Consider the following 20773-nt stretch of genomic DNA (forward strand, 5'->3'; position numbering starts at 1 on the left):
ATATCAATGAAATTTATAGCAATTGTTGGAACGAATGCAAAGAAATCATATAATCGTAAACTTCTTCAGTTTATGAAAAAACATTTTGAGTCAAAAGCAGAGATTGAAGTACTTGAGATTACAGATGTTCCCATGTTTAATCAATCGGATAATCAGTCTTATGGTGAAGTGATCCAGATGTTCAATGATAAGATCACAGCGAGTGATGGTGTTATTATGGCTACTCCTGAATATAATCATTCCATCCCATCTGGTCTTAAAAGCCTGATTGAATGGCTGAGCTTTGATCTTCATCCCCTTGCAGGTAAGCCAGTGATGATTGTTGGCGCATCTCTTGGAACGCAGGGTTCTTCTCGTGCACAGCTGCATCTTCGACAGATCCTAGATGCACCAGGAGTGGATGCAAGTGTCATGCCAGGTTATGAGTTTTTATTGGGCAGTGCAAGTAAGGCATTTGATGATGCCGGTAACCTTATGAATGAGGGAACTATCGACTTCCTGGATATCTGTTTCCTGCGCTTTCTGCGTTTTGCCAATATTGCAAATCAGCTTAACGAGGAAGAGGAGTTTAGCTTTGAGCCGGGTGAATATGAGGTAAATGCAATCGGTCACAGCGGAAATCTTCCAATGAAAGTATCCTTTAGTGAAAAACGAATCGAAAGTATAAATATAGATACCAAGGGTGAAACCGAAGGAATCGCCGATGTTGTATTTGTAAGAATCCCAGATAAAATCATGGAAGGACAAACTTTAAATGTGGATGCCCTCTCTGGAGCATCGGAAACCAGCAATGGTGTTATCGATGGTGTTGCCAAAGCCGTGAAACTTGCCGGAGTAAACCCTGACATTCTTAAGAGACGTCCAAAACCTGCCAGCAGCCGGATCAGAGAAGACGAAGAGTATACTTGTGATGTGGTCGTTGTAGGTGGAGGCGGGGCCGGACTCAGTGCGGCTGCTACCGCATTACAGAAGGGCTGCAGTGCAATTGTTCTTGAAAAATATCCGGCAGCAGGTGGAAATACCATACGTTCCGGCGGTCCTGTCAATGCAGCAGATCCAGAGTGGCAGAAGCAGTTTCAGGAAAATCCTGGAGAAAGACATACCATTGAGGCATTATTAAATACAGATGAGAGCCAGATTCATATAGAATATTTAGAGGATTTCCGCGCGCTGAAGGAAGAATTTGCTGCCTATCAGAAAAAGTTTGGAACACAAAAAGGCCATCTGTTTGACTCTCCACTTCTTCACAGAATGCAGACATATTTTGGTGGTAAACGAACGGACCTTAATGGAAATACCATATATGGACAATACGATTTAGTAAAAATACTGACAGACAGAGCCTTAGAAAGTGTGAAATGGCTGGAAGAGATCGGCGTTGAATATGATAAGAGCTTAGTATTTGCTCCGGTTGGTGCACTTTGGCGCCGCGGTCATAAGCCAGTGAAAAGCTATGGATCTGCATTTATCCTTTCCCTCACAAAATATGTTGAGGAGCAGTCAGGAAAGATTATTACTGACAGTCCTGTAAAGGAATTTATCATCGAGGATGGTCAAATAGCAGGAGTGATAGCAACTGGTGTCAATGGTCAAAAGATTACGGTTCGTGCTAAAGCAGTTGTACTGGCAAGTGGTGGTTTTGGTGCAAATACAAAGATGTTAAAGGAGTATAACACCTATTGGAGTCATATTGATGACGATATAAGAACCACCAATTCCTACGCCATGACTGGAGATGGGATCCAGCTGGGTAAAACAGTAGGAGCAGCGCTGACTGGAATGGGATTTACCCAGATGATGCCTGTATCAGATCCTGAAACGGGTGAATTATTCAGTGGACTTCAGGTACCACCGGAAAACTTTGTAATCGTTAATAAAGAAGGCAAACGATTTATCAATGAATTTTCTGGACGAGATGTTTTAACAAAGGCTGCAATCGATCAGGGCGGATTGTTCTACCTGATTGCTGATGATGAGATTAAGAAAACAGCAGCCAATACAAGTCAGGAAAAGATAGACCGTCAGGTAGAAGCCGGCACCTTATTTAGAGCTGATACCATTGAAGAGTTGGCAGTAAAAGTCGGTATGGAGCCTAAAACTCTTAGGGAAACCATTGATAAATACAATTCTTATGTAGATGAGGGCTTTGATCCTGAGTTCCATAAGGATACATTTAGTTTGAAAGTGGAGAAAGCTCCGTTTTACGCGACTCCTAGAAAACCAGCAGTTCATCATACCATGGGTGGACTTAAGATAGATACGAAAGCCCGCGTATTAGATGAAAAGGGACAGCCAATTAAAAATCTTTATGCCGCTGGAGAAGTTGCTGGAGGTATCCATGCAGGGAACCGACTTGGTGGTAACGCATTAACAGATATATTTACCTTCGGACGAATTGCTGGTAAGACTGCCGTTGACGAAATAAAATAGCTATAGAATGAATTCCGCTCTTTGTTGAGCTGAAAATGGGGCTAAAAATGCAATTTTTGGCCCCGTTTTTTTGTTCTTCCACGGCTGACACAGGGTATAATAATTAGACATGGTATAGCAGAAAATCTCACGATCTCTGCTTAAACAATAAGCCGCAGGCATGAAAGTTTGTGGCTTTTTTTGTTTTAAATGAAGATCAAAAGGGGAATTGTTGAGGTGATACAAAATTGTTTGTTTATTATGGAGATGAAGCAAATAATGGAATGATGAATTGTCATTATTTAATTGAATTTTTTTACAATTTGTCATAAAATAAAGAGAGTACACAAGATTAAAATATAGTATGCCTCTAGGTATTTACATAGAGATAATATTTTATAAATGGTCTACTACTAAAAAGATTTTAATATTTTTAATTATAAGTTTGGTATGCGAAGTATTACAATTTATATTTGCTGTAGGAGCTTCTGATATTACAGATATCATCAACAATACGTTGGGGGGAATTATAGGCTTTTTGATATTTAAGGTAATCGTAAAATTATTTAATAATAGGGATAAAGCTCATAACTTTGTTAATATAATTTCAACAATCAGCACTGTTTTAATGATATTACTCCTGGCATTCATTATAATTGCTAATTTGTAATCGATTGATTTTTTATTATAAAAATATTTTCTCACGGAGATGGACTCATTAACTTTTAATGTTTTCTGTGCAACTAGTAGCATTTCGCTTTTTTAATGCGGCCTCCCCTATCTTTGTAACTATGAGAGGTGTTAATTTGAATATTATATTCTCACTCACGGAATATATGTTGTCATGTATAGCTAAATTAGTTGGTGTCATATTCTCTTATACGTCATTGGATGTTAATTATTATAAAGCACTTAAATAAATATTTATTGGATTTGACTGACTATATAACTCAAAATCAAGAATAGATGATCACGCTGTTTCCATACTCAAAAAAGGTGGCTTTTTGAGTATGGATCAAGAAGGATATCTCTCTTTCTATTATTCTGAAAAACAAATGTTTCCGGAAGAACTTCTTTTCTTGATCTGAGTCTGTACGTGAATGGTATAAAAAGGAGATTCTGGGGCTTGAATTCTGGATAGTAGCTGATTTGCTGCAATCTCCCCCATTTCCTTTTTGGGAATATGGACAGTGGTCAAATGTGGTTCTATGATTTTTGATTCTGGTGAATCATCAAACCCCACAATAAGAATATCTTCCGGTACCGAAAGACCCAGTCGTTTAATTGCCCTAATGGCATTGATTGCCTGATAGTCATTCGAGCAGATAAAAGCCTGAGGAAGCTGCTGTAAATCTTTCATTCGTATGCTGAGCCAATTGCTGTCGCTGTAAGGAGCGGTATCCTTATCTAGAATACAAAATTCTTCGCCGTAGAAAAAATCATAATCGATCAAAGCGTTTCTATATCCCAGCCAACGTTCGTGAAAAGAAAGACAATGATTTTTATCTCCTAAAAACCCAATTTTTTTATAGTTGTTATCAATCAATGTTTTGGTTATAGAATAAACACTATTGTAGCTTTCCATTAATAAAATATCCGCCTTCAGAGGGGATTTTGGATTCATGACACAGGTATCGACAAAAAGTGTGGGGAGCCCTAAATTGCATATGTGCTGGTTGTAGCTTTCGGAAAACATTTCCATGCAGATTAAACCGCTTGTTGTATTTGGATTAAAGTTAATTGGAAAATTCGTAGCTGCAATATCATCTTCCCTTACCATGTACATTGCCAGCCGATAACCTGATTTACTGATTACGGCTTCAAAGGTTGACAATAGATGAAAACCAAAATGGGAAGGGGTGGGCATATTGCAGGTTAATAGTGCAATCTCTTTCGATATTGGAACTTGGTCGTTAAGTGGCTTGGAATCCATATAAGAATATTGCCTATAACCAAGTTCTATCGCTTTATTTAAAACTCTCTCCTTTGTTTCGTCAGAAATGGAACCGGTTCCGTTAAAAGCTTTTGATACAGTATTTCTGGATAACCCTAATTTATCTGCAATATCTTGCGCAGTAACTCTGGATTTCATAAGAGGCCTCCTATTATTAATTATTAAAGTGGGTTTACATATAACCATTTAGCGATAACAAAAAATAGTTATGTTTACATTTATAATACATTATTTATGCAAAAGTGTCAAATGTAAACTTTCAAATTAAAAAACTTGAAATTCATACAGAACCGCTCTTTTGTAGGTGTCAAATGTAAAAAAATAAAACGACTATATTGTGCATTTGAAAAAAATAAACAAAACAATATTGACAAATTAAAGGTAGAGTGGTAATATATGAACATAAAAGACGCTTTGATTAGAGAAAATATAGTATTTATGCACAAGTTGTACTATAAAAATATAATCATGTGTGCAAATGTAAAAACAGGAGGGTTAATATGAAAGGTACTGCAAGTGAAGTTATATATAAAAATAATTCCTACAGCAGGAAATACAAATGGAACTATATTCAAAAAAATTGGCAGCTATATATTATCTTCATGCTTCCAGCATTTTTGCTGACTGTGATATTTAAATATCTTCCTATGGGAGGAGTTCTGCTTGCTTTCAAGGATTACAGTGCAATGAAAGGAATTATTGGAAGCGATTGGGTAGGTTTTAAATACTTTCAAAGATTTTTATCTTCGCCTGATTTTATGGGTTATTTACTAAACACTTTGAAAGTCAGTTTGTATGGGCTTGTATGGGGATTTCCAGTGCCTATTATTCTTGCATTATTACTAAACAGAATCAAGCGAACCGGATTGAAAAAAAAGATACAGCTTGTTGTATATGCCCCGAACTTTATTTCGGTTATTGTTCTTTGCGGTATGGTACGTATCTTTCTATCGCCGGTAGGACCACTTAATAACTTGTTAGGAACATCGTACAACTTCATGACAATGCCAAGCGCTTTTCGTACCATCTACATAACCAGCGGAATATGGCAGGGGGCAGGCTGGGCCTCTATTTTGTATACCGCAGCTTTGGCCAATGCGAGTAAGGAACTTACGGAGGCAGCAGTCATTGACGGTGCGAATGTATTCCAGCAGATTAGAAATGTAGAGCTGCCAGCGATTAAATCAATTATTGCAATTCAGTTTATATTACAGGCAGGTAATGCTATGAGCGTTGGGTTTGAAAAGGCATTTGCGTTGCAGACAGATATGAATATGGGGGCATCAGAAATTCTGGCTACCTATGTCTATAAGTTAGGACTTTTAAATGGTGATTATGGCTTCTCTACGGCAGTTGGCTTGTTCAATTCATTAATCAATATTATTCTATTGATTTTTGTAAACAAAATAGTTGCTAAATTAAATGACGGACAGGGACTATAGAGGACAGGAGAAATTATGCAGACAAGAAAATTTAATAAGTTATCCTTTTCAGATCGAACTTTACTGGGAATTGGCTATATTTTACTGGCAATTTTTGTGGGAATCATTGTTGTCCCATTGCTCTATGTGGTGGCAGCATCCTTTATGGATCCGACGGTATTGCAGAATGAAGGGATTCGTTTTGACTTTAATACTTGGACCCTAACTGCATATAAAAGAGTTATGGCGAACAAAATGATTTGGATCGGTTTTATAAATTCGACTATTTATTCGTTGGCTTATACCTTTATTTCAGTACTTGTTACGATTATGGCTGCTTATCCTATGTCAAAAAAAGACTTTGTGGGGAAAGGGTTCTTTAATAGTATATTTATCATTACAATGTTTTTTGGCGGTGGGTTGATTCCTACATATTTAGTGATTGGTAACCTGCAATTAATTAATACACCTTGGGCAGTCATCTTACCGGGGGCTTTCAGTGTCTGGAACATGATTTTGGCCAGAACTTATTATCAGTCCATTCCGGATGAATTACGGGAAGCTTCTAGCGTGGATGGCGCTTCGGAGTTAGTCCATTTCATTAAAGTGCTGTTACCGGTTTGCAAACCGATAGTTGCGGTTTTGGCACTATATCAGTTTGTTGGAATGTGGAACAGTTATTTTGATGCAATGATTTACTTAAATGATTCAAGACTACAGCCATTGCAATTAGTACTTCGTTCTATTTTGATTCAGAATACGCCGGAAACAGGTATGATAGCAGATATTCAGAGCACCGCTGAGTTGGCTAAATTAGCCGAATTATTAAAGTATTCGACGATTGTGGTATCCAGTTTGCCGCTTCTGATCATGTACCCTTTCTTCCAAAAATATTTTGACAGCGGAATTATGATGGGGTCAGTAAAGGGCTGAGATTAAATTTACATACAACAAAAAGGAGAGGAAATATGAAAAAGAGAATGAAAAAAGTATTGTCAGTCTTATTAGTATTATGTATTGCGTTGTCTGCAGTAGCTTGTGGGAGTAAGGGGGGCAAAGAAGCAGAAGCGGTAGGAAAGGGTTCTGATGGAAATCCGGTAGACATTACATTCCCGCTAAAAGATACAGCTACATTATCGTTCATTACCAATGCGTCAGCAAATTCTACTCAGAATCCGAATGAAAGAGTTATTTTTCAAAGATTGGAGGAGAAAACCAATGTACATATTGACTGGACCTGTTTTGTAGAGGATCAGTTCAATGACAAGAAAAATTTAGCATTGGCGCAGGCTAAGAGTCTTCCGGACGGATTATTTAATGCGGGCATGAGCGACTATGATTTACTTCGCTATGCAAAACAAAGTGTAATTATCCCAGTGGAAGAGTTAATTGACAACAATATGCCAAATTTAAAAGCGATTCTCAATGAGAATCCGGAGTATCGTTCCATGATAACAGCAACTGATGGGCATGTCTATGCATTCCCTTGGATTGAGCAGTTGGGTTCTGATAAAGAAGCGATACAGACAATAGGAGATATGCCATTTATTAATAAGACCTGGTTAGATGAACTTGGATTAAACGTTCCAACTACCACGGCTGAATTGGAAGAAGTTTTGATTGCCTTTAAGGAAAAGGATCCGGCAGGAAATGGTGATACCATTCCGATGTCCTTTATTATTAATGGTGGAAATGAAGATGTAAGCTTTTTAATGGGAGCTTTTGGAAAAGGATTTGGTGATGTTCCCGATCATATTGCAGTAACAAATGATAAAAAAGTAATTTACACAGCGACTCAGGATGGATATAAAGATGCAATTAACTGGCTGCATGAATTGCAAACAAAGGGAGTGATTGATCCGGAGGTATTTACACAAGACTGGTCCACTTTTGTAGCCAAAGGAAAAGCAGGACGATACGGATTGTTTTTTTCATGGGATAGCGCTAATATCGCGGCAAATGTGGATGATTATGTTCCGTTGCCGGCATTGGCAGGTCCTACAGGTACGGTAAGTGTTCCGAGGCAAAGCAGCAGTGCAACAAGTGGTTTTGACAGGGGAAGAAGTGTGCTGACAAGTAACTGCAAAAATCCGGCTTTGGCAGCGGCATGGATTGACCAGATGTATGAACCATTACAATCCATACAGAACAATTGGGGTACTTACGGAGAAAAAGATAAGTTTAATATCTTTGAAATGACAGACAGCGGTATGCTGCAGCATATGGATCTTGGAAGTGAATCACCGGTTGAAGTAAGGCAGGCACAAAATGTTGCGGGACCTTTGGCAATCCTGAACAGTTACTATGGAACTTATGTAACTCCCCCGGCTGATGCACAATACAGATTAGACTGGATTAAAGATATTTATACCAAAGATATGAGTGAAAAATATGTATATCCGAATGTATTCATGAGTCAGGAAGATACCGATACGGTTACACAATATACAACAGATCTTGATAAATATGCAAATCAAAAAAAAGCAGAGTGGATTTTAAACGGTGGTGTTGATGAAGAATGGGATGCATATTTAGAAAAGCTGGAAGGTTATGGTTTGTCAAAGTATCTTCAATTGAAACAAACATATTTAGATAAATATTTGGTTGATTAAATAGAGCAAGGTGTTGTTGGTTTAAATAACAACACCTTTTTAAAAGCCAAGGGGACTTATCGTATGAGAAAAATGGTTCTTTTTATAATTGTGGTGTGTCTAATCGTATGGTGGTGTGGGGGAAATTTAGATGTAAATACAGAAAAAGAGAAGCAAATAACAGTGGACAAAAGAATGGTGAATTTGAGTGGAATATCAAAAGTAGAAAATAAGGAAAAAGAGTATAAGTTGTTTGTAAAATCTAATAATGCGTGGGTGGGTGATATCATGCCGTTGAATGACGGTGAAAAACTCCAGTTGTATTACCTGTATGATACCGATAATAACGGGGTTGGATATCATCCTATCCATAAGTTTTCTACAAGGAATTTATATGGATATGAGGATGATGGATTGGTTATTCCGTTTGGAAGTGATTTGAAAGATTTAGATCTGGCGGTGGGTACGGGAAGCTTTATTTTAGCAGATGGAGTATACCATTTTTTCTATACCGGACATAACGACATAAACCCTTCTGTGAATAAAGATAAAGAATGTATCATGCATGCAGTAAGTAAAGATAATGTGACCTGGGAAAAGATACAGGAAGATACCTTTTGGGCTCCTGTTGGCTATAGCGGTAATGATTTTAGGGATCCTTTCGTGTTTTTTAATGATGAAAAACAGTGTTATCAAATGTTAGTATCTGCAAGAAAAGAAGGAGAAGAGGGAGGGAGAATCCTTTCTTACACTTCGAAAGATTTATCGACATGGTCATTGGAAGGGACATTCTATGAGCAGAAAGAATTGTATTTCCTTGAATGTCCGGATTTTTTTAAAATGGGAAAGTACTATTATCTGTTTTATAGCTGGAATAACGTTTCCTATTATCAAATGAGTGAAAGTATGGAGGGGCCATGGGTTAAACCCGAATATCCGGTTCTGGACGGAAATGCATATTATGCTGCAAAAACAGTGGAGTATGAGGGGAAACGGTATCTGTTTGGTTTTATTGACCGGAAAAAGTATCAAGATGATTTGGAAGACTACAGTTGGGCCGGAAACTTATGCGTCTATGAGTTGGAACAAAACGAAGACGGTACGTTTAAGGCTAAGATACCTCACCAATTTGAGGAAGAGTACTTTAATAAAGAAGCAGAGCTTCCATACGAAGCGTTTTATGGTAAGGCTTGGAAAGATGATAATTCCCTTATCCTGAAAGGAAAAACGGATCAAATAGCAGGAGTAAGTTTTGGGAATTTACCATCAACCATGCTATTAAGGTGTAAGGTTGCTTTTGAAGATGCATCTGAAAAGGGTGGGGGATTTTATTTTGGCAATACAGGAAACTTTAAAGAGGCGTATGCCATATTATTAGATACACAATTGGGGAAAATTCACTATGATAAAAAATCTATAGCGGATGAGGTTAGCGCGGAACCAATTACATACTCGGATTTTAAATTTCAATCCGGAAAAAAATATGATTTAAAAGTAGTGGTGGAAAATGAAATTATTGTAATTTATCTCGATAATACTAAGGTATTAAGCAATCGTATTTATCGTGCAGTTGGTAATGGGTGGGGAATTTTTGGAATGAGTGATGTTAGATTTTCAGATATTCAAATGTTTTATGCTAACTAAAAAATCACCCCGTATGTATGAAAGGTTGAAAGAAATATGAAGAAAAAGGAATTTCAAGAAAGACCCTATGATGTTATTGCCTTGGGGGAATTGTTAATTGATTTTACCGTATATGGAAAAAGTAAGCAAGGAAATTCTCTTTTTGAATCCAATCCCGGAGGGGCACCCTGTAATGTGCTGGCAATACTTACAAAACTTGGAAGAAAAACCGCATTTATTGGAAAAGTTGGAAATGATGCCTTCGGGCACATGCTAAAAGAGAGGGTTTCAAGTTTGGGAATTGATACACAGGCTCTTGTGATGGATGAGGAAATCCCTACTACATTAGCGTTTGTTCAAAACAAGGAAAATGGAGAAAGAGACTTTTCTTTTTACCGAAACCCCGGAGCTGATATGATGCTTAGAGAAAATGAGATTGGGGAAGAGATCTTTGCAAAGACGAAGATATTTCATTTTGGTACGTTATCCATGACGTCTGAAGGGGTTAGAAAAGCGACTCAAAAAGCAATTAAAATAGCGTCAGAGAATGGTTGTATTCTTACTTTTGATCCCAACTTAAGACTACCCTTATGGTCTGATGAAAAAATGGCGAAAGAGGCCATTCACTATGGGCTGTCAAAATGTGATGTCTTAAAAATATCCGATAACGAGATTCAGTTTTTATTTGATACAAGTGAAATTGAGGAAGGTATTAAAAGGATTCAAACGCAATATCCGGGTATTAAGCTGATTCTGACTACAATGGGCATGGAAGGAAGCTATGCATATTATAAGAAACAATGTATCTTTCAAAAAGCTTTTATTCAAAGTAATACCATTGATTGCACGGGGGCAGGTGACACCTTTAACGGAATTGCAATTCACTATATTTTGGAATATGGATTAGATCATTTAAATGAAGTAAAATTACAAGAGTTATTATGCCATGCAGGTGCAGGTGCGGCTATTATCACAACGAAACCTGGGGCTTTGTGTGTGATGCCGGATAAAGTCGAAATAGATGAACTATTGGAAAAAATACAAAAATAATACCGATGAATATTACTAGGAGGAAAGAAATAGTGGAAGTAAATAAAGAGAAGTTAGAAAAGGCCAGAGAATATGAACAGATAATGGGTAGGGAGATTCCACAGGAGCAAAGACCTTCTTTTCATGTAAGTGCTCCGGTTGGCTGGATTAATGACCCCAATGGATTTTCTGTTTATAAGGGGGAGTATCATCTGTTTTATCAATACAATCCCTTTGAGGTAAGAAACGGGCTAATGCACTGGGGACACAGTAAATCCAAAGATTTAATAAAATGGGAGCAATTACAGACGGCATTAGCTCCTGATAGGGAATATGATGCCCAAGGCTGTTTCTCAGGCAGTGCTTTGGAATATGAAGAAAAGCATGTGCTCATGTACACGGGAGTGCAGGAAAAAAAGAGAGAAGACGGTTCTTCTGTTATTTTTCAGACACAGTGTATCGCGGTTGGGGATGGAAAAGATTATGAAAAACTCGAAAAAAATCCAGTCATTACGCATGAACAACTTCCAAAAGGCAGCAGTTTAACTGACTTTAGAGATCCGAAGATATGGAAGGAACAAAATAGTTTTTATGCAGCGGTTGGAAGCAGGAGCGCAGATGATAGCGGACAAATAGTATTGTTTCGGACTGAGAATCTGACAGATTGGAACTATATTACCGTCCTAGACAGCTGTAAAAATGAGTATGGTAAAATGTGGGAATGCCCAGATTTTTTTGCCTTAGATGGAAAACAGGTACTTTTGATTTCGCCTCAAGATATGATTGCTAAGGAATTGGAGTTTCATAATGGAAATGGAACTGTATACTTCATTGGTAATTATGAGACAGACAGACAGTCATTTAAAAGAGAATCTGTTGGGACTATAGAATACGGCCTTGATTTTTATGCACCTCAGACATTGGAAACAGAGGATGGAAGAAGGATCATGATTGGGTGGATGCAATCATGGGAAAATCATTTGGTACCCGGTGATTTTTTGTGGTCAGGAATGATGACGATTCCAAGAGAATTAAATATCAGGGGCGGGAAACTAATTCAAAATCCGGTTAGGGAGCTAGCGCAGTATTATAAACAAACAGTAACTTTTCATGATTTAAATATCCATGGTGATATGACGTTGGAGAAAGTTGCAGGGCGTTGTATCGACCTGACAGTGGAAGTTACCGGAGGAGATTTTAAGGTGTTTACAATAGCTTTTGCAAAAAATAAAGAATTTCAAACCATTATTGAGTATAAGGCAGAGGAAAACAAAGTAAGTATAAATAGAGAATACTCAGGTACAAGGAAAGATATGATACATAAAAGAAGCATGTATGTTGCAGATAGAAAACATAAAATAAAGGTTAGGCTTCTTTTGGATAAATTTTCAGCGGAATTATTTGTTAATGACGGGGAGCAAGCTATGTCTGCTCTTATTTATACACCTTTGGATGCAAAAGACATCTCATTCTATACAGAAGGAGATGCTTACATTAATATAGTAAAACACGACATTGGTTAATATATTAATGTAGCAATTATGGCTCTTTTTGTATTAACACAACCATCATTTAGCTTGATTTGAAGTTATAAGACGCATGGTAACCCCCTCCATTCAGCCGATATTGGAGTAGGCTGTAAAAGAAAGACTTGTTGTAATTGCATCGGAGCTAATGGAATATTATCAACTTTAATCGCTTCACTGACAGCAGATGTTAAATATTGGATTTACCTGTTTCAGTCAGATAATCAGATACGAGAAATGACAAATGCAGACGAAAAATTGTTTTATCTGAAAAAGCCAGATCAGTGAGTTCTATGATCTTGTTGATCCGGTATTTTAAAGTATTATAATGAATATGCAGAGATGATGAAGTCAACTGCAAATCCTGATTGTATTTTATGTACGCTTTTAAAGTGGGACATAATTCACTGCTATTTTCTTTATCATGTTCTTTTAAAAACTTAATAGAAGAATGAATTAATACCATCGGGTCACTGTGCTCTGAAAACAGTCTTACCATATGATGAACGCAGAATTCATCATAGTACGCGGCTCGCTCTTTACTATTTGTTTCCGTACTAAGTTCCAACGCTGTCAATGCCTGTCGGTAAAACAATTCGAATTTATAAATTTCTTTAAATGAATTGCTTATGCCAGCTTTTATATCATAATCGGTGCATAATTTTTCCAGATGAATCAATTCATTTTTAGTAAACAGGACTTTTGTTTTGCAGTCATAAAGAATAACCAGATTACCCTTAAACGTGATGACCGTCTCCCGATTTAAAAAATTCTTCATTTTTTTCTTTATAAAATAGATTTTATCCGTGACCAGTCCTCTGGTTCCCAGTACAATTACGGAAAGATTCTCATATAACTTTAGTCCAAAGCGGTTTACTCTTTCGTCAATTGCATATTTGTCATACAAGCGCTGGGTGAGCATAGAGGTTAGGAGAGTATCAATCAGTGAATTTTCCTGATCCGATGTTCCTATGGAAGCATTCATACAAATTGCAAGAAATTTACATAATATTTTCAACCTGTTCACTGCTTCATCGGTTATTGGCTGGTTGTATTCCAATAGCTTCAAATAACCGATGGGTATTCCGTTTCTGTTGATTTTACCTACCAGCTGTCTGTGATGAAGAAGGCCATCCTGCCAGATAAGTCTGGAATCCCCCGTCGACCAATCCTCGCCGAGATCATACTCCGTATTATCGCCGCTTAATACATATTTTACGTATTCTTCTGTTACATAGCCTTTGGAAAGTGTCCAGTCCCAAAGTGGTTCATCTGTGATGAGTCCCCCTCCAGTCTGTGCAACAAAACAAAGGGCAACGTCAACCAGCAGAAGAGGGTTACCAAGCTCCTGATATCCAATATCCAGCAGCAGCTGTATGTTTTGACTACTGTTGGATACATCAAGAAGCTTATTGATAAAATCCTCGTTATTTTTTCCGGTTTCAGGTTTCGTCCGCATAAATTGTCATCGCCTTTCTTTTTCGTCTGTTAATCGAATCTCCATATTTATCAATTTTATCACACATATGTGGCATCTGGTTGTGAAATTTCAACAAATTGCATAAGGGGCGTTTGTCTGATTAAGACAAAGGTCGCTTATCTTATAATGACAATTACCAGTGACAATTTTCATAATCTGTACCATTGCAGGCACTTGATATAATTGTTACACTGAGTAGAGAAATCGTTATAATCGTAACAAAGATTTTATACTACTATCATAATAAGGAGATGTCACAATGTCAAGATATTCACAATTATGCCCGGTTTATTTTGGTTCAGGAGAAGTGAACAACACAGGTACCATAGCAAAAGAATTAGGGATGACAAAAGTACTCGTGGTAACAGAAAAAACAATTGTTGATACAGGAATTCCCCAGAAAGTCATAGACAGCCTTTTAAAGAGCGGAATAACAGTCAGCGTTTATGACGGAGTAAAAATGGATGCCCCCGACACAACGGTTATAGAAGGCGCAAAGCTTGCAGAAAGTACAGGTACTGATGGGATCATTGGATGCGGTGGCGGTTCCAGCCTTGATACAGCCAAAGGAATTGCTTTATATCTTACAAATAAGGATACCGTTGATCTTAAAAAGATGATACATTTTGATCCGGCGAATCCGATCGCATTAAATCCAGCCCTTAAATCACTTATGATTCCGACAACCTCCGGAACCGGATCAGAATCTACTTTTGTTGCAGTTATCACAGATACCGACACACATCAGAAGTGCGGCTGTATCGTATGGGCAAACGCTGCTGTGGTTGATCCTGATTTAACATTGGGACTTGGAAAAACAATTACTGCCTACACCGGTATGGATGCATTTTCCCACTGCAACGAATGTCTCTGCAACGCAATGCCAAATCCACATTCAGATACATTAGCCCTCAACAGCATGGAACGAATCTACAAATGGCTGCCTGTGGCGGTTGAAGAACCAGATTGCAAAGAGGCCCGTTATAATCTGGCCATAGCCAGCAACTTTGCCGGAATCGCCTTTCAGGATTCCCAGGTAAATGTAGGACATGCCATGGCGCATGCACTGGGTGCAAGATTACAAATTCCTCATGGAATAGGCTGTGCACTGGTAACCCCCTCTGTCATCGAATTGGTTGCTGGTGCCAGACCGGGAATCTACCGCAAGGTTGCAGAAATATTTGAACTGAAGATTTCCTCTGAGGAAGAGCTTCCTACAAAGCTTGCAGATGCAGTCCGATCATTCAACCGCAGAATCGGAATTCCTTCCATGAAAGACCTTGGAATCACCAGAGAGCAGGTTTTATCCACCGTTAACTACGCTCTCAGCGAGATGATGCGCATGGGATGTATTGTTCCTCAGGATGAAGCCATTATTACGGATATGATGGCAAATGTTTACGACTGTTACCAGTAAAACGAACAGAAAGGATTTATTATGAACTATCCAAATTTATTTTCTCCTTTAAGAATAGGCTCTTTAACAATCAAAAACCGCGTAGTAATGGGTGCAATGGGAAATATGACCGCAAATCCGGATCAGACTGTCTCTGATAAGGAAATCGCATACTATGCTGCCCGTGCAAAGGGAGGGGTCGGTCTTATTGTTAACGAAGTAACCCGTGTAAATGATGAACATGGTATGATGGGCGAACGCCAGACCTCTGTCACGGATGATAAGTATATTCCAGATCTTACCAGACTTGCCGATGCAATTCATTACTATGACGGTGCCATCTTTGTTCAGCTTCACCACCCAGGACGCCAGACCGCAGTACCAGGCGGTATGTGTGCTACCCCCAGCGGTGTGAAAAGCCTGCTTATAAACTGGCCCTGCTTTGAGATGACAACCGAACAGGTAGAAGAGCTTGTAAGACAGTTTGTAGACGGTGCAGAGCGGTGTAAAAAAGCTGGAATTGACGGAGTTGAGATCCACGCTGCACATGGTTACTTGCTCAATCAGTTCCTCTCCCCTTATACCAATAAAAGAACGGATAAATACGGCGGCAGCCCTCAGAAACGTGCCCGTATCATTCAGGAAATTGTCACAGGCATACGTGAGAGACTGGGAGACTACCCGATTATGCTGAGAATATCAGCAGATGAATTTTTAGAGCGCTCTGTATTCCCGATTCCAGAAAACGAAACAGGTTTAAAACTGGAGGAATCCATTGAGATTGTTAAGTATTTAGTACCGTTTGGAATTGATGCCGTAAATGTATCTGCAGGTGTATATGAAACCATGAACGAAGCTTGGGAACCAGTATCCTATCCAGAAGGCTGGAAAGTATATCTTGCGGAAGAGATAAAAAAAGTAATTGAAGTTCCCGTGTTTGCAGTGGGGGTTATCCGGAATCCGGAATTTGCGGAAACTATCATTGCACAGGGACGTACAGACGGAGTGACCATTGCCCGAGGAATGCTGGCAGATCCAGAATGGTGTAATAAAGCCAATAGCGGACGCACCGATGAGATCCGGCGCTGTATCTCATGCCTTAATTGTATGGAAACAATGTTTGACGGCATTAACTGTTCTGTCAACCCCCGTACTGGAAATGAATGGTTCTATAATGATATGGAAAACAACGGAAACGGACGCTGTGTTGCCGTAATTGGAGCCGGTCCTGCCGGCATGGAAGCCGCGCTGACTCTTTCCCAGAGAGGCTTTGCCGTTACATTATTTGAAACAAATGATCATCTTGGTGGTCAGGTATGGCTTGGCTCAAAGCCACCATGCAAAGAAAAAATGGGCTGGATGGGTGAGTACTACGAAAGCATGTTTAAAAAGCTGAATGTAAACGTACGGTTAAATACACCCGCCACTGCAGAGGAAATCAAAAAACTCAACCCCTATGCTGTCTTTGCTGCAACAGGATCAAAGTCAGTTATCCCCGGATCTATCCCTGGTGTGAATAGTTCCAATGTCTATACCCCAGAGGAGATTCTCAGCGGAAAAGTATCATTTTCTAACAAAAAAATCGCAGTAATCGGTTCTGGACTAACTGGTATGGAAACAGCAGAGCTGCTTGCAAGTTCTGGCAACACTCTGGAAATTGTGGATATGGCTGATGAGATAGGACCAGGAGCTTACTGGCAGCCACTGACTGATATTAAGAAAAAGCTGGGTGCTTCCAATCCTGAATATTATCCCGGACATAAACTGCTTGAAATTTTACCTGACGGAGTTATCACAGAAGATAAAGACGGAACTGAAAAAAAGCTAATTGCTGACGCCGTCGTACTTTCCCTTGGGGTAAAACCCGTTAATCAACTGGCGGCTGAACTAAAAAAAGAATTTAAAAACGTCATTGTGATTGGGGATGCCAATCACATCGGCAGAATCAAGCAGGCCGTTGCTTCCGGTTACCACGAGGCATACAAACTTCGCTGATGCCAAATGCCCGCCCCTCATATAGGAGGAGCGGGCACAATGTTACCCTTATGAAGTATTATAATACGATTAAACTTTTGAATGATAGAAAGTCTATGGGATGAAATCGTTCAGGATTCCACGAAATCCCCTGACACAAGTGAAATTACAGATTTTACAGATTTAGGAATTCAACCCAATAAAGTGATTTGTAGTTAAGTATGTCTTGCCGATGTCATATTATCCTCTTATAATAAAGTAAGAGGTGTAAAGAAATGCAAATTAATAGACTTTTTGAAATGGTGTATTTACTTTTAAACAAAAAAAATGTTACCGCTGGTGAGATGGCAAAACACTTTGAAGTATCCCCCCGTACGATTTATCGTGATGTGGAGCTTTTGTCCTCGGCAGGCATTCCTATTTATATGACCAAAGGTAAGGGGGGAGGAATCTCACTTTTACCTGATTTTGTGTTGAATAAAACGTATCTCTATGGATATTGTCGAGAGAGAAATGATTACCGTTTCTTTAAACTCAGACGAATAAAGAATTTAATGGTAACGGAAGAACAGTTTGAACGCAATAAACCTGAAAAAATATTTAATGGAAGCCAAGTGTTTGAAGATGATTTTGTAACTATAGCACTCAAATTTTCAAATGAAATGGCTTATCGTGTTTATGATGAATTTACCTTTGGTGAACATTGTGAGGTATTAGAACCCATAGACATTCGCCTACAAATAAAAGAAAAACTCCAAAGAACTTTGCAACAGTATCTTTAATATGACACGCTGTTGTCTAATTAACAGTGGTATACTCTGCGTGTAGATTGGAAGAATGAGCATGGAGAGATGCCCCAAAGAAGAGGAGAAAACTTATGAAATTAGATGGTTTTGGAATTTTTGTAAAAGATATGTCGGTGATGGTAAGCTTTTATCGTGATGTTCTTGGTTTTGAAATTAAAGAAGAAGTAAATACAGATAATGTCTATCTGATTAAGGATGGAACTTTGTTCTTGCTTTACCGCAGAAGTGATTTTGAACAGATGACAAAAAAATCTTTTTCTTATGCGAATGATATAAATGGTCATTATGAAATTGCACTTAGTGTTGAAAATTATGCTGCGGTAGATGATACCTTTAACGAAGTTATTTCAAAAGGTGCAGTGATTTTTTTGAAACCTACAACAGAACCGTGGGGACAACGAACCTGCTATATTGCAGATCCAGAAGGCAACTTAATTGAAATAGGCTCTTTCAAAAAATAATGAATTATATTTTCAAGCTTTACGGACAATCAAAAAGTTGCAGAGTTTGAACAAAATCCCAACGTTACATTTACTACGATATACGGTTTCACTATAATTAATTGCCCTACTGAATCGAAATAAGTGGGGTATATTTTATTAAAATAAAAAAATTTAGCTACTGTTAGCATATAATGTCGAAAAATGCGGTGAATCAAAGTTTTATATTGTAGTTTTTAGTAGTATTGTATATTCATAATCGATGAAGCTACAAGTGCAGTAGTAGATGGTAGCTTGCAGAGAGTGAATCGTGCGCCAAGTGAGAGAGCGTATGCAGAACGAAAGAAATTGAAGAAAATTAACATAGGATTCGTGAGCCTTGGTCATAATAAAAAATATCAACTTTTACATGAGGATCATTTATTATGAGGGAGAAAATAGTCAGTAAAAAAAACCAGATGAGAAGTATCTTATTTATAACCTCTTTGATGGCAGTTACTGTTACAGTTGTACTAAAAGAGTATTCGATTAAAGAATTGATGAAAGCGGTTGGAAGAGCTCATTTCTTTTACCTTATTACAGGAATTGCATTGATGTTTTTTTGTGCTGGGTGTCAGGCCATGAATTTTTATATAATTATGCATCGATTACGGCAGGCTGTTTCGTATAAAAACTGCATTGATTATACTTACATTGGAAATTATTTTAGTGCAATAACACCGGGAGCATGCGGAGGGCAGCCTGCTCAGATGTACTACATGAATAAAGATAAAATCCATGTTGATTTCTCTGCTATCACTATATTTTTTATGGTTTTTGTAAGTCAGATTGTTGTTGTCTTAATGGGTGCAGTATTTGCGGTGCTACGATTTTATATATTAGCCAAGTCTGCACACTGGTTTATCTGGATTTTATTTGCAGGAGCCTCTGTTATGATTTTTCTGACAGTTGCTTTATCAGCATTGATGTTTTCCAGAGTAATCATACCTCTTCTAATTGACTTAGCATTAAAACTTGGTGTAAAACTTCACCTCTTTAAAAAACCGAAGGAAATAAAAGAAAAGCTGGATATTTTAATTATATCTTATCGTGAAAAATCGAGACTGATTTTAAAAAATCCAGACCTGTTTCTAAAAGTGTTTGTCGTTTCTATATTTCAATGGAGTGCTTACTGCCTTGTCGCTTATTTAGTTTATTTAAGCTTTGGTTACAGGAAGTATGATTGCTTTGATCTAATGGCTGGTCAATCTTTTATTAATATTGCAGTTGCCGCAGTCCCCCTTCCGGGGTCAGTTGGAATTGCAGAAAAAGCTTTTTTAAATATGTTTGGTCAGTTTTATTCAGGTGAGCAGCTCCCATCCGCTATGATCTTAAGCAGAATTATTAATTTTTATTTTCCGTTACTAATCAGCTTTATTGTTTATGTTTTTGCACATCACAGAATCAGGAAGGAACAGAGGTGTTTAAGTAAAAAATTGCAATAGTCCTATACGGTTCATTTTAAAAGGAGTAAAAGATATGAAAATAGTAACTTCTCGTTTAGAATTACGTCCGTTTACAGAACAGGATATTAACGATGTTTTCGAATATTGCAGCCAAGAAGGTGTTGGAGAAATGGCGGGCTGGCACGTTCACAAATCAGTAGTGGAAACTAAGAAAATCCTTTCCGAATGGATAGCAAATAGACAAAAATTGGCAATAGTTTGGTATGAGGGCGGAAAAGTAATTGGACACATTTCTATTGATGAGGACTCAGAAGACGGACGTGAGGATACGAGTGAACTGGGATGCGTTTTAAATTGTACTTTTCATCGAAAGGGTATTATGACAGAAGCTATAAAAGCAGTTTTGGATCATCTCTTTAACCATGGAATTTCATATGTATGGGCATGCTGTTTTCAAAATAATTTAGCATCTAAGGGGATGATTGAGAAGTGTGGATTTGCGTTTCAACAAGAAGGAACTTATTATGCTAAAAGCCTAGATAAAAAGATATCTTCTTACGAGTTTCGCCTTTCCGCAGATGAATGGATGAAATGCGATTAATAAATCGCAACTATTTGATTGAACTATTTTACAATATATTATAAAATAAGTATTGTTATTATGATGAAAATATTGATA

At 38.0% G+C, this 20773-nt stretch carries 15 protein-coding genes; 13 read left to right on the forward strand and 2 right to left on the reverse strand.

The window, feature by feature from the left end:
• The first annotated feature begins 6 nt into the window (after window positions 1-6).
• Complete coding sequence (locus EFT72_RS11845) at window positions 7-2430, forward strand: flavocytochrome c (RefSeq protein ID WP_124067128.1); 2424 nt, start codon at window positions 7-9, stop codon at window positions 2428-2430.
• Between the two features lie 1018 nt (window positions 2431-3448).
• On the opposite strand, the gene EFT72_RS11855 is transcribed toward EFT72_RS11845, so the two are convergent.
• A complete protein-coding gene (locus EFT72_RS11855; protein ID WP_243110002.1) occupies window positions 3449-4501 on the reverse strand; it encodes a LacI family DNA-binding transcriptional regulator in 1053 nt (350 codons plus the stop codon).
• Window positions 4502-4863: 362 nt separating this feature from the next.
• Here EFT72_RS11855 and EFT72_RS11860 point away from each other — a divergent pair, with 362 nt between their 5' ends.
• From EFT72_RS11860 to EFT72_RS11885, 6 genes are all read left to right on the forward strand, one after another.
• Window positions 4864-5805, forward strand: a complete 942-nt coding sequence (locus EFT72_RS11860) for an ABC transporter permease subunit (protein WP_124067131.1) — start codon at window positions 4864-4866, stop codon at window positions 5803-5805.
• A gap of 15 nt (window positions 5806-5820) precedes the next feature.
• Window positions 5821-6717, forward strand: coding sequence for a carbohydrate ABC transporter permease (locus tag EFT72_RS11865; RefSeq protein WP_124067132.1), 897 nt, complete (start codon window positions 5821-5823; stop codon window positions 6715-6717).
• A 35-nt stretch (window positions 6718-6752) separates the two neighbouring features.
• A complete protein-coding gene (locus tag EFT72_RS11870; RefSeq protein ID WP_124067133.1) occupies window positions 6753-8396 on the forward strand; it encodes an extracellular solute-binding protein in 1644 nt (547 codons plus the stop codon).
• Between the two features lie 63 nt (window positions 8397-8459).
• Window positions 8460-10019 (forward strand): family 43 glycosylhydrolase, encoded by a 1560-nt coding sequence (locus EFT72_RS11875; RefSeq protein WP_124067134.1) that lies wholly within the window; start codon window positions 8460-8462, stop codon window positions 10017-10019.
• Between the two features lie 36 nt (window positions 10020-10055).
• The gene (locus EFT72_RS11880) at window positions 10056-11048 is read left to right on the forward strand and encodes a carbohydrate kinase (RefSeq protein WP_124067135.1); all 993 of its coding nucleotides are present in this window, start codon (window positions 10056-10058) and stop codon (window positions 11046-11048) included.
• Between the two features lie 32 nt (window positions 11049-11080).
• Window positions 11081-12550: a glycoside hydrolase family 32 protein gene (locus tag EFT72_RS11885; protein WP_347561880.1), complete on the forward strand. Its 1470-nt coding sequence runs from the start codon at window positions 11081-11083 to the stop codon at window positions 12548-12550.
• A gap of 193 nt (window positions 12551-12743) precedes the next feature.
• Here the strand turns inward: EFT72_RS11885 and EFT72_RS11890 are convergent, their stop codons facing one another.
• Window positions 12744-14012 (reverse strand): helix-turn-helix domain-containing protein, encoded by a 1269-nt coding sequence (locus EFT72_RS11890; RefSeq protein ID WP_124067137.1) that lies wholly within the window; start codon window positions 14010-14012, stop codon window positions 12744-12746.
• Between the two features lie 280 nt (window positions 14013-14292).
• On the opposite strand from EFT72_RS11890, the gene EFT72_RS11895 reads away from it, so the two are divergent.
• The 6 genes from EFT72_RS11895 to EFT72_RS11920 all read left to right on the forward strand — a co-directional run bounded on the left by EFT72_RS11895 (window position 14293) and on the right by EFT72_RS11920 (window position 20695).
• Window positions 14293-15450 (forward strand): iron-containing alcohol dehydrogenase, encoded by a 1158-nt coding sequence (locus EFT72_RS11895; protein WP_124067138.1) that lies wholly within the window; start codon window positions 14293-14295, stop codon window positions 15448-15450.
• Between the two features lie 21 nt (window positions 15451-15471).
• The gene (locus EFT72_RS11900) at window positions 15472-17424 is read left to right on the forward strand and encodes an NAD(P)/FAD-dependent oxidoreductase (protein WP_124067139.1); all 1953 of its coding nucleotides are present in this window, start codon (window positions 15472-15474) and stop codon (window positions 17422-17424) included.
• Window positions 17425-17678: 254 nt separating this feature from the next.
• Window positions 17679-18185 carry a WYL domain-containing protein gene (locus tag EFT72_RS11905; RefSeq protein WP_124067140.1) on the forward strand — a complete coding sequence of 169 codons (507 nt, stop codon included), beginning with the start codon at window positions 17679-17681 and terminating at the stop codon, window positions 18183-18185.
• 95 nt (window positions 18186-18280) lie between these two features.
• Window positions 18281-18670 carry a VOC family protein gene (locus EFT72_RS11910; protein WP_124067141.1) on the forward strand — a complete coding sequence of 130 codons (390 nt, stop codon included), beginning with the start codon at window positions 18281-18283 and terminating at the stop codon, window positions 18668-18670.
• A gap of 404 nt (window positions 18671-19074) precedes the next feature.
• Window positions 19075-20133, forward strand: a complete 1059-nt coding sequence (locus tag EFT72_RS11915) for a lysylphosphatidylglycerol synthase transmembrane domain-containing protein (protein ID WP_124067142.1) — start codon at window positions 19075-19077, stop codon at window positions 20131-20133.
• Between the two features lie 34 nt (window positions 20134-20167).
• Window positions 20168-20695, forward strand: a complete 528-nt coding sequence (locus tag EFT72_RS11920; RefSeq protein WP_124067143.1) for a GNAT family protein — start codon at window positions 20168-20170, stop codon at window positions 20693-20695.
• The last annotated feature ends 78 nt before the right edge of the window (window positions 20696-20773 follow it).

Origin of the sequence: Clostridium sp. E02, assembly GCF_003833015.1 — a bacterium.
In the GTDB taxonomy this organism is placed as follows: Bacteria; Bacillota; Clostridia; order Lachnospirales; family Lachnospiraceae; genus Lacrimispora.

Bases quoted from the DNA above. Each gene is read 5' to 3' on its own strand.
- EFT72_RS11905 (WP_124067140.1), top strand. From the start codon at position 17,679: ATGCAAATTAATAGACTTTTTGAAATGGTGTATTTACTTTTAAACAAA.
- EFT72_RS11845 (WP_124067128.1), top strand. From the start codon at position 7: ATGAAATTTATAGCAATTGTTGGAACGAATGCAAAGAAATCATATAAT.
- EFT72_RS11890 (WP_124067137.1), bottom strand. From the start codon at position 14,012: ATGCGGACGAAACCTGAAACCGGAAAAAATAACGAGGATTTTATCAAT.
- EFT72_RS11855 (WP_243110002.1), bottom strand. From the start codon at position 4,501: ATGAAATCCAGAGTTACTGCGCAAGATATTGCAGATAAATTAGGGTTA.
- EFT72_RS11870 (WP_124067133.1), top strand. From the start codon at position 6,753: ATGAAAAAGAGAATGAAAAAAGTATTGTCAGTCTTATTAGTATTATGT.
- EFT72_RS11895 (WP_124067138.1), top strand. From the start codon at position 14,293: ATGTCAAGATATTCACAATTATGCCCGGTTTATTTTGGTTCAGGAGAA.
- EFT72_RS11920 (WP_124067143.1), top strand. From the start codon at position 20,168: ATGAAAATAGTAACTTCTCGTTTAGAATTACGTCCGTTTACAGAACAG.
- EFT72_RS11915 (WP_124067142.1), top strand. From the start codon at position 19,075: ATGAGGGAGAAAATAGTCAGTAAAAAAAACCAGATGAGAAGTATCTTA.
- EFT72_RS11865 (WP_124067132.1), top strand. From the start codon at position 5,821: ATGCAGACAAGAAAATTTAATAAGTTATCCTTTTCAGATCGAACTTTA.
- EFT72_RS11880 (WP_124067135.1), top strand. From the start codon at position 10,056: ATGAAGAAAAAGGAATTTCAAGAAAGACCCTATGATGTTATTGCCTTG.
- EFT72_RS11910 (WP_124067141.1), top strand. From the start codon at position 18,281: ATGAAATTAGATGGTTTTGGAATTTTTGTAAAAGATATGTCGGTGATG.
- EFT72_RS11900 (WP_124067139.1), top strand. From the start codon at position 15,472: ATGAACTATCCAAATTTATTTTCTCCTTTAAGAATAGGCTCTTTAACA.
- EFT72_RS11860 (WP_124067131.1), top strand. From the start codon at position 4,864: ATGAAAGGTACTGCAAGTGAAGTTATATATAAAAATAATTCCTACAGC.
- EFT72_RS11875 (WP_124067134.1), top strand. From the start codon at position 8,460: ATGAGAAAAATGGTTCTTTTTATAATTGTGGTGTGTCTAATCGTATGG.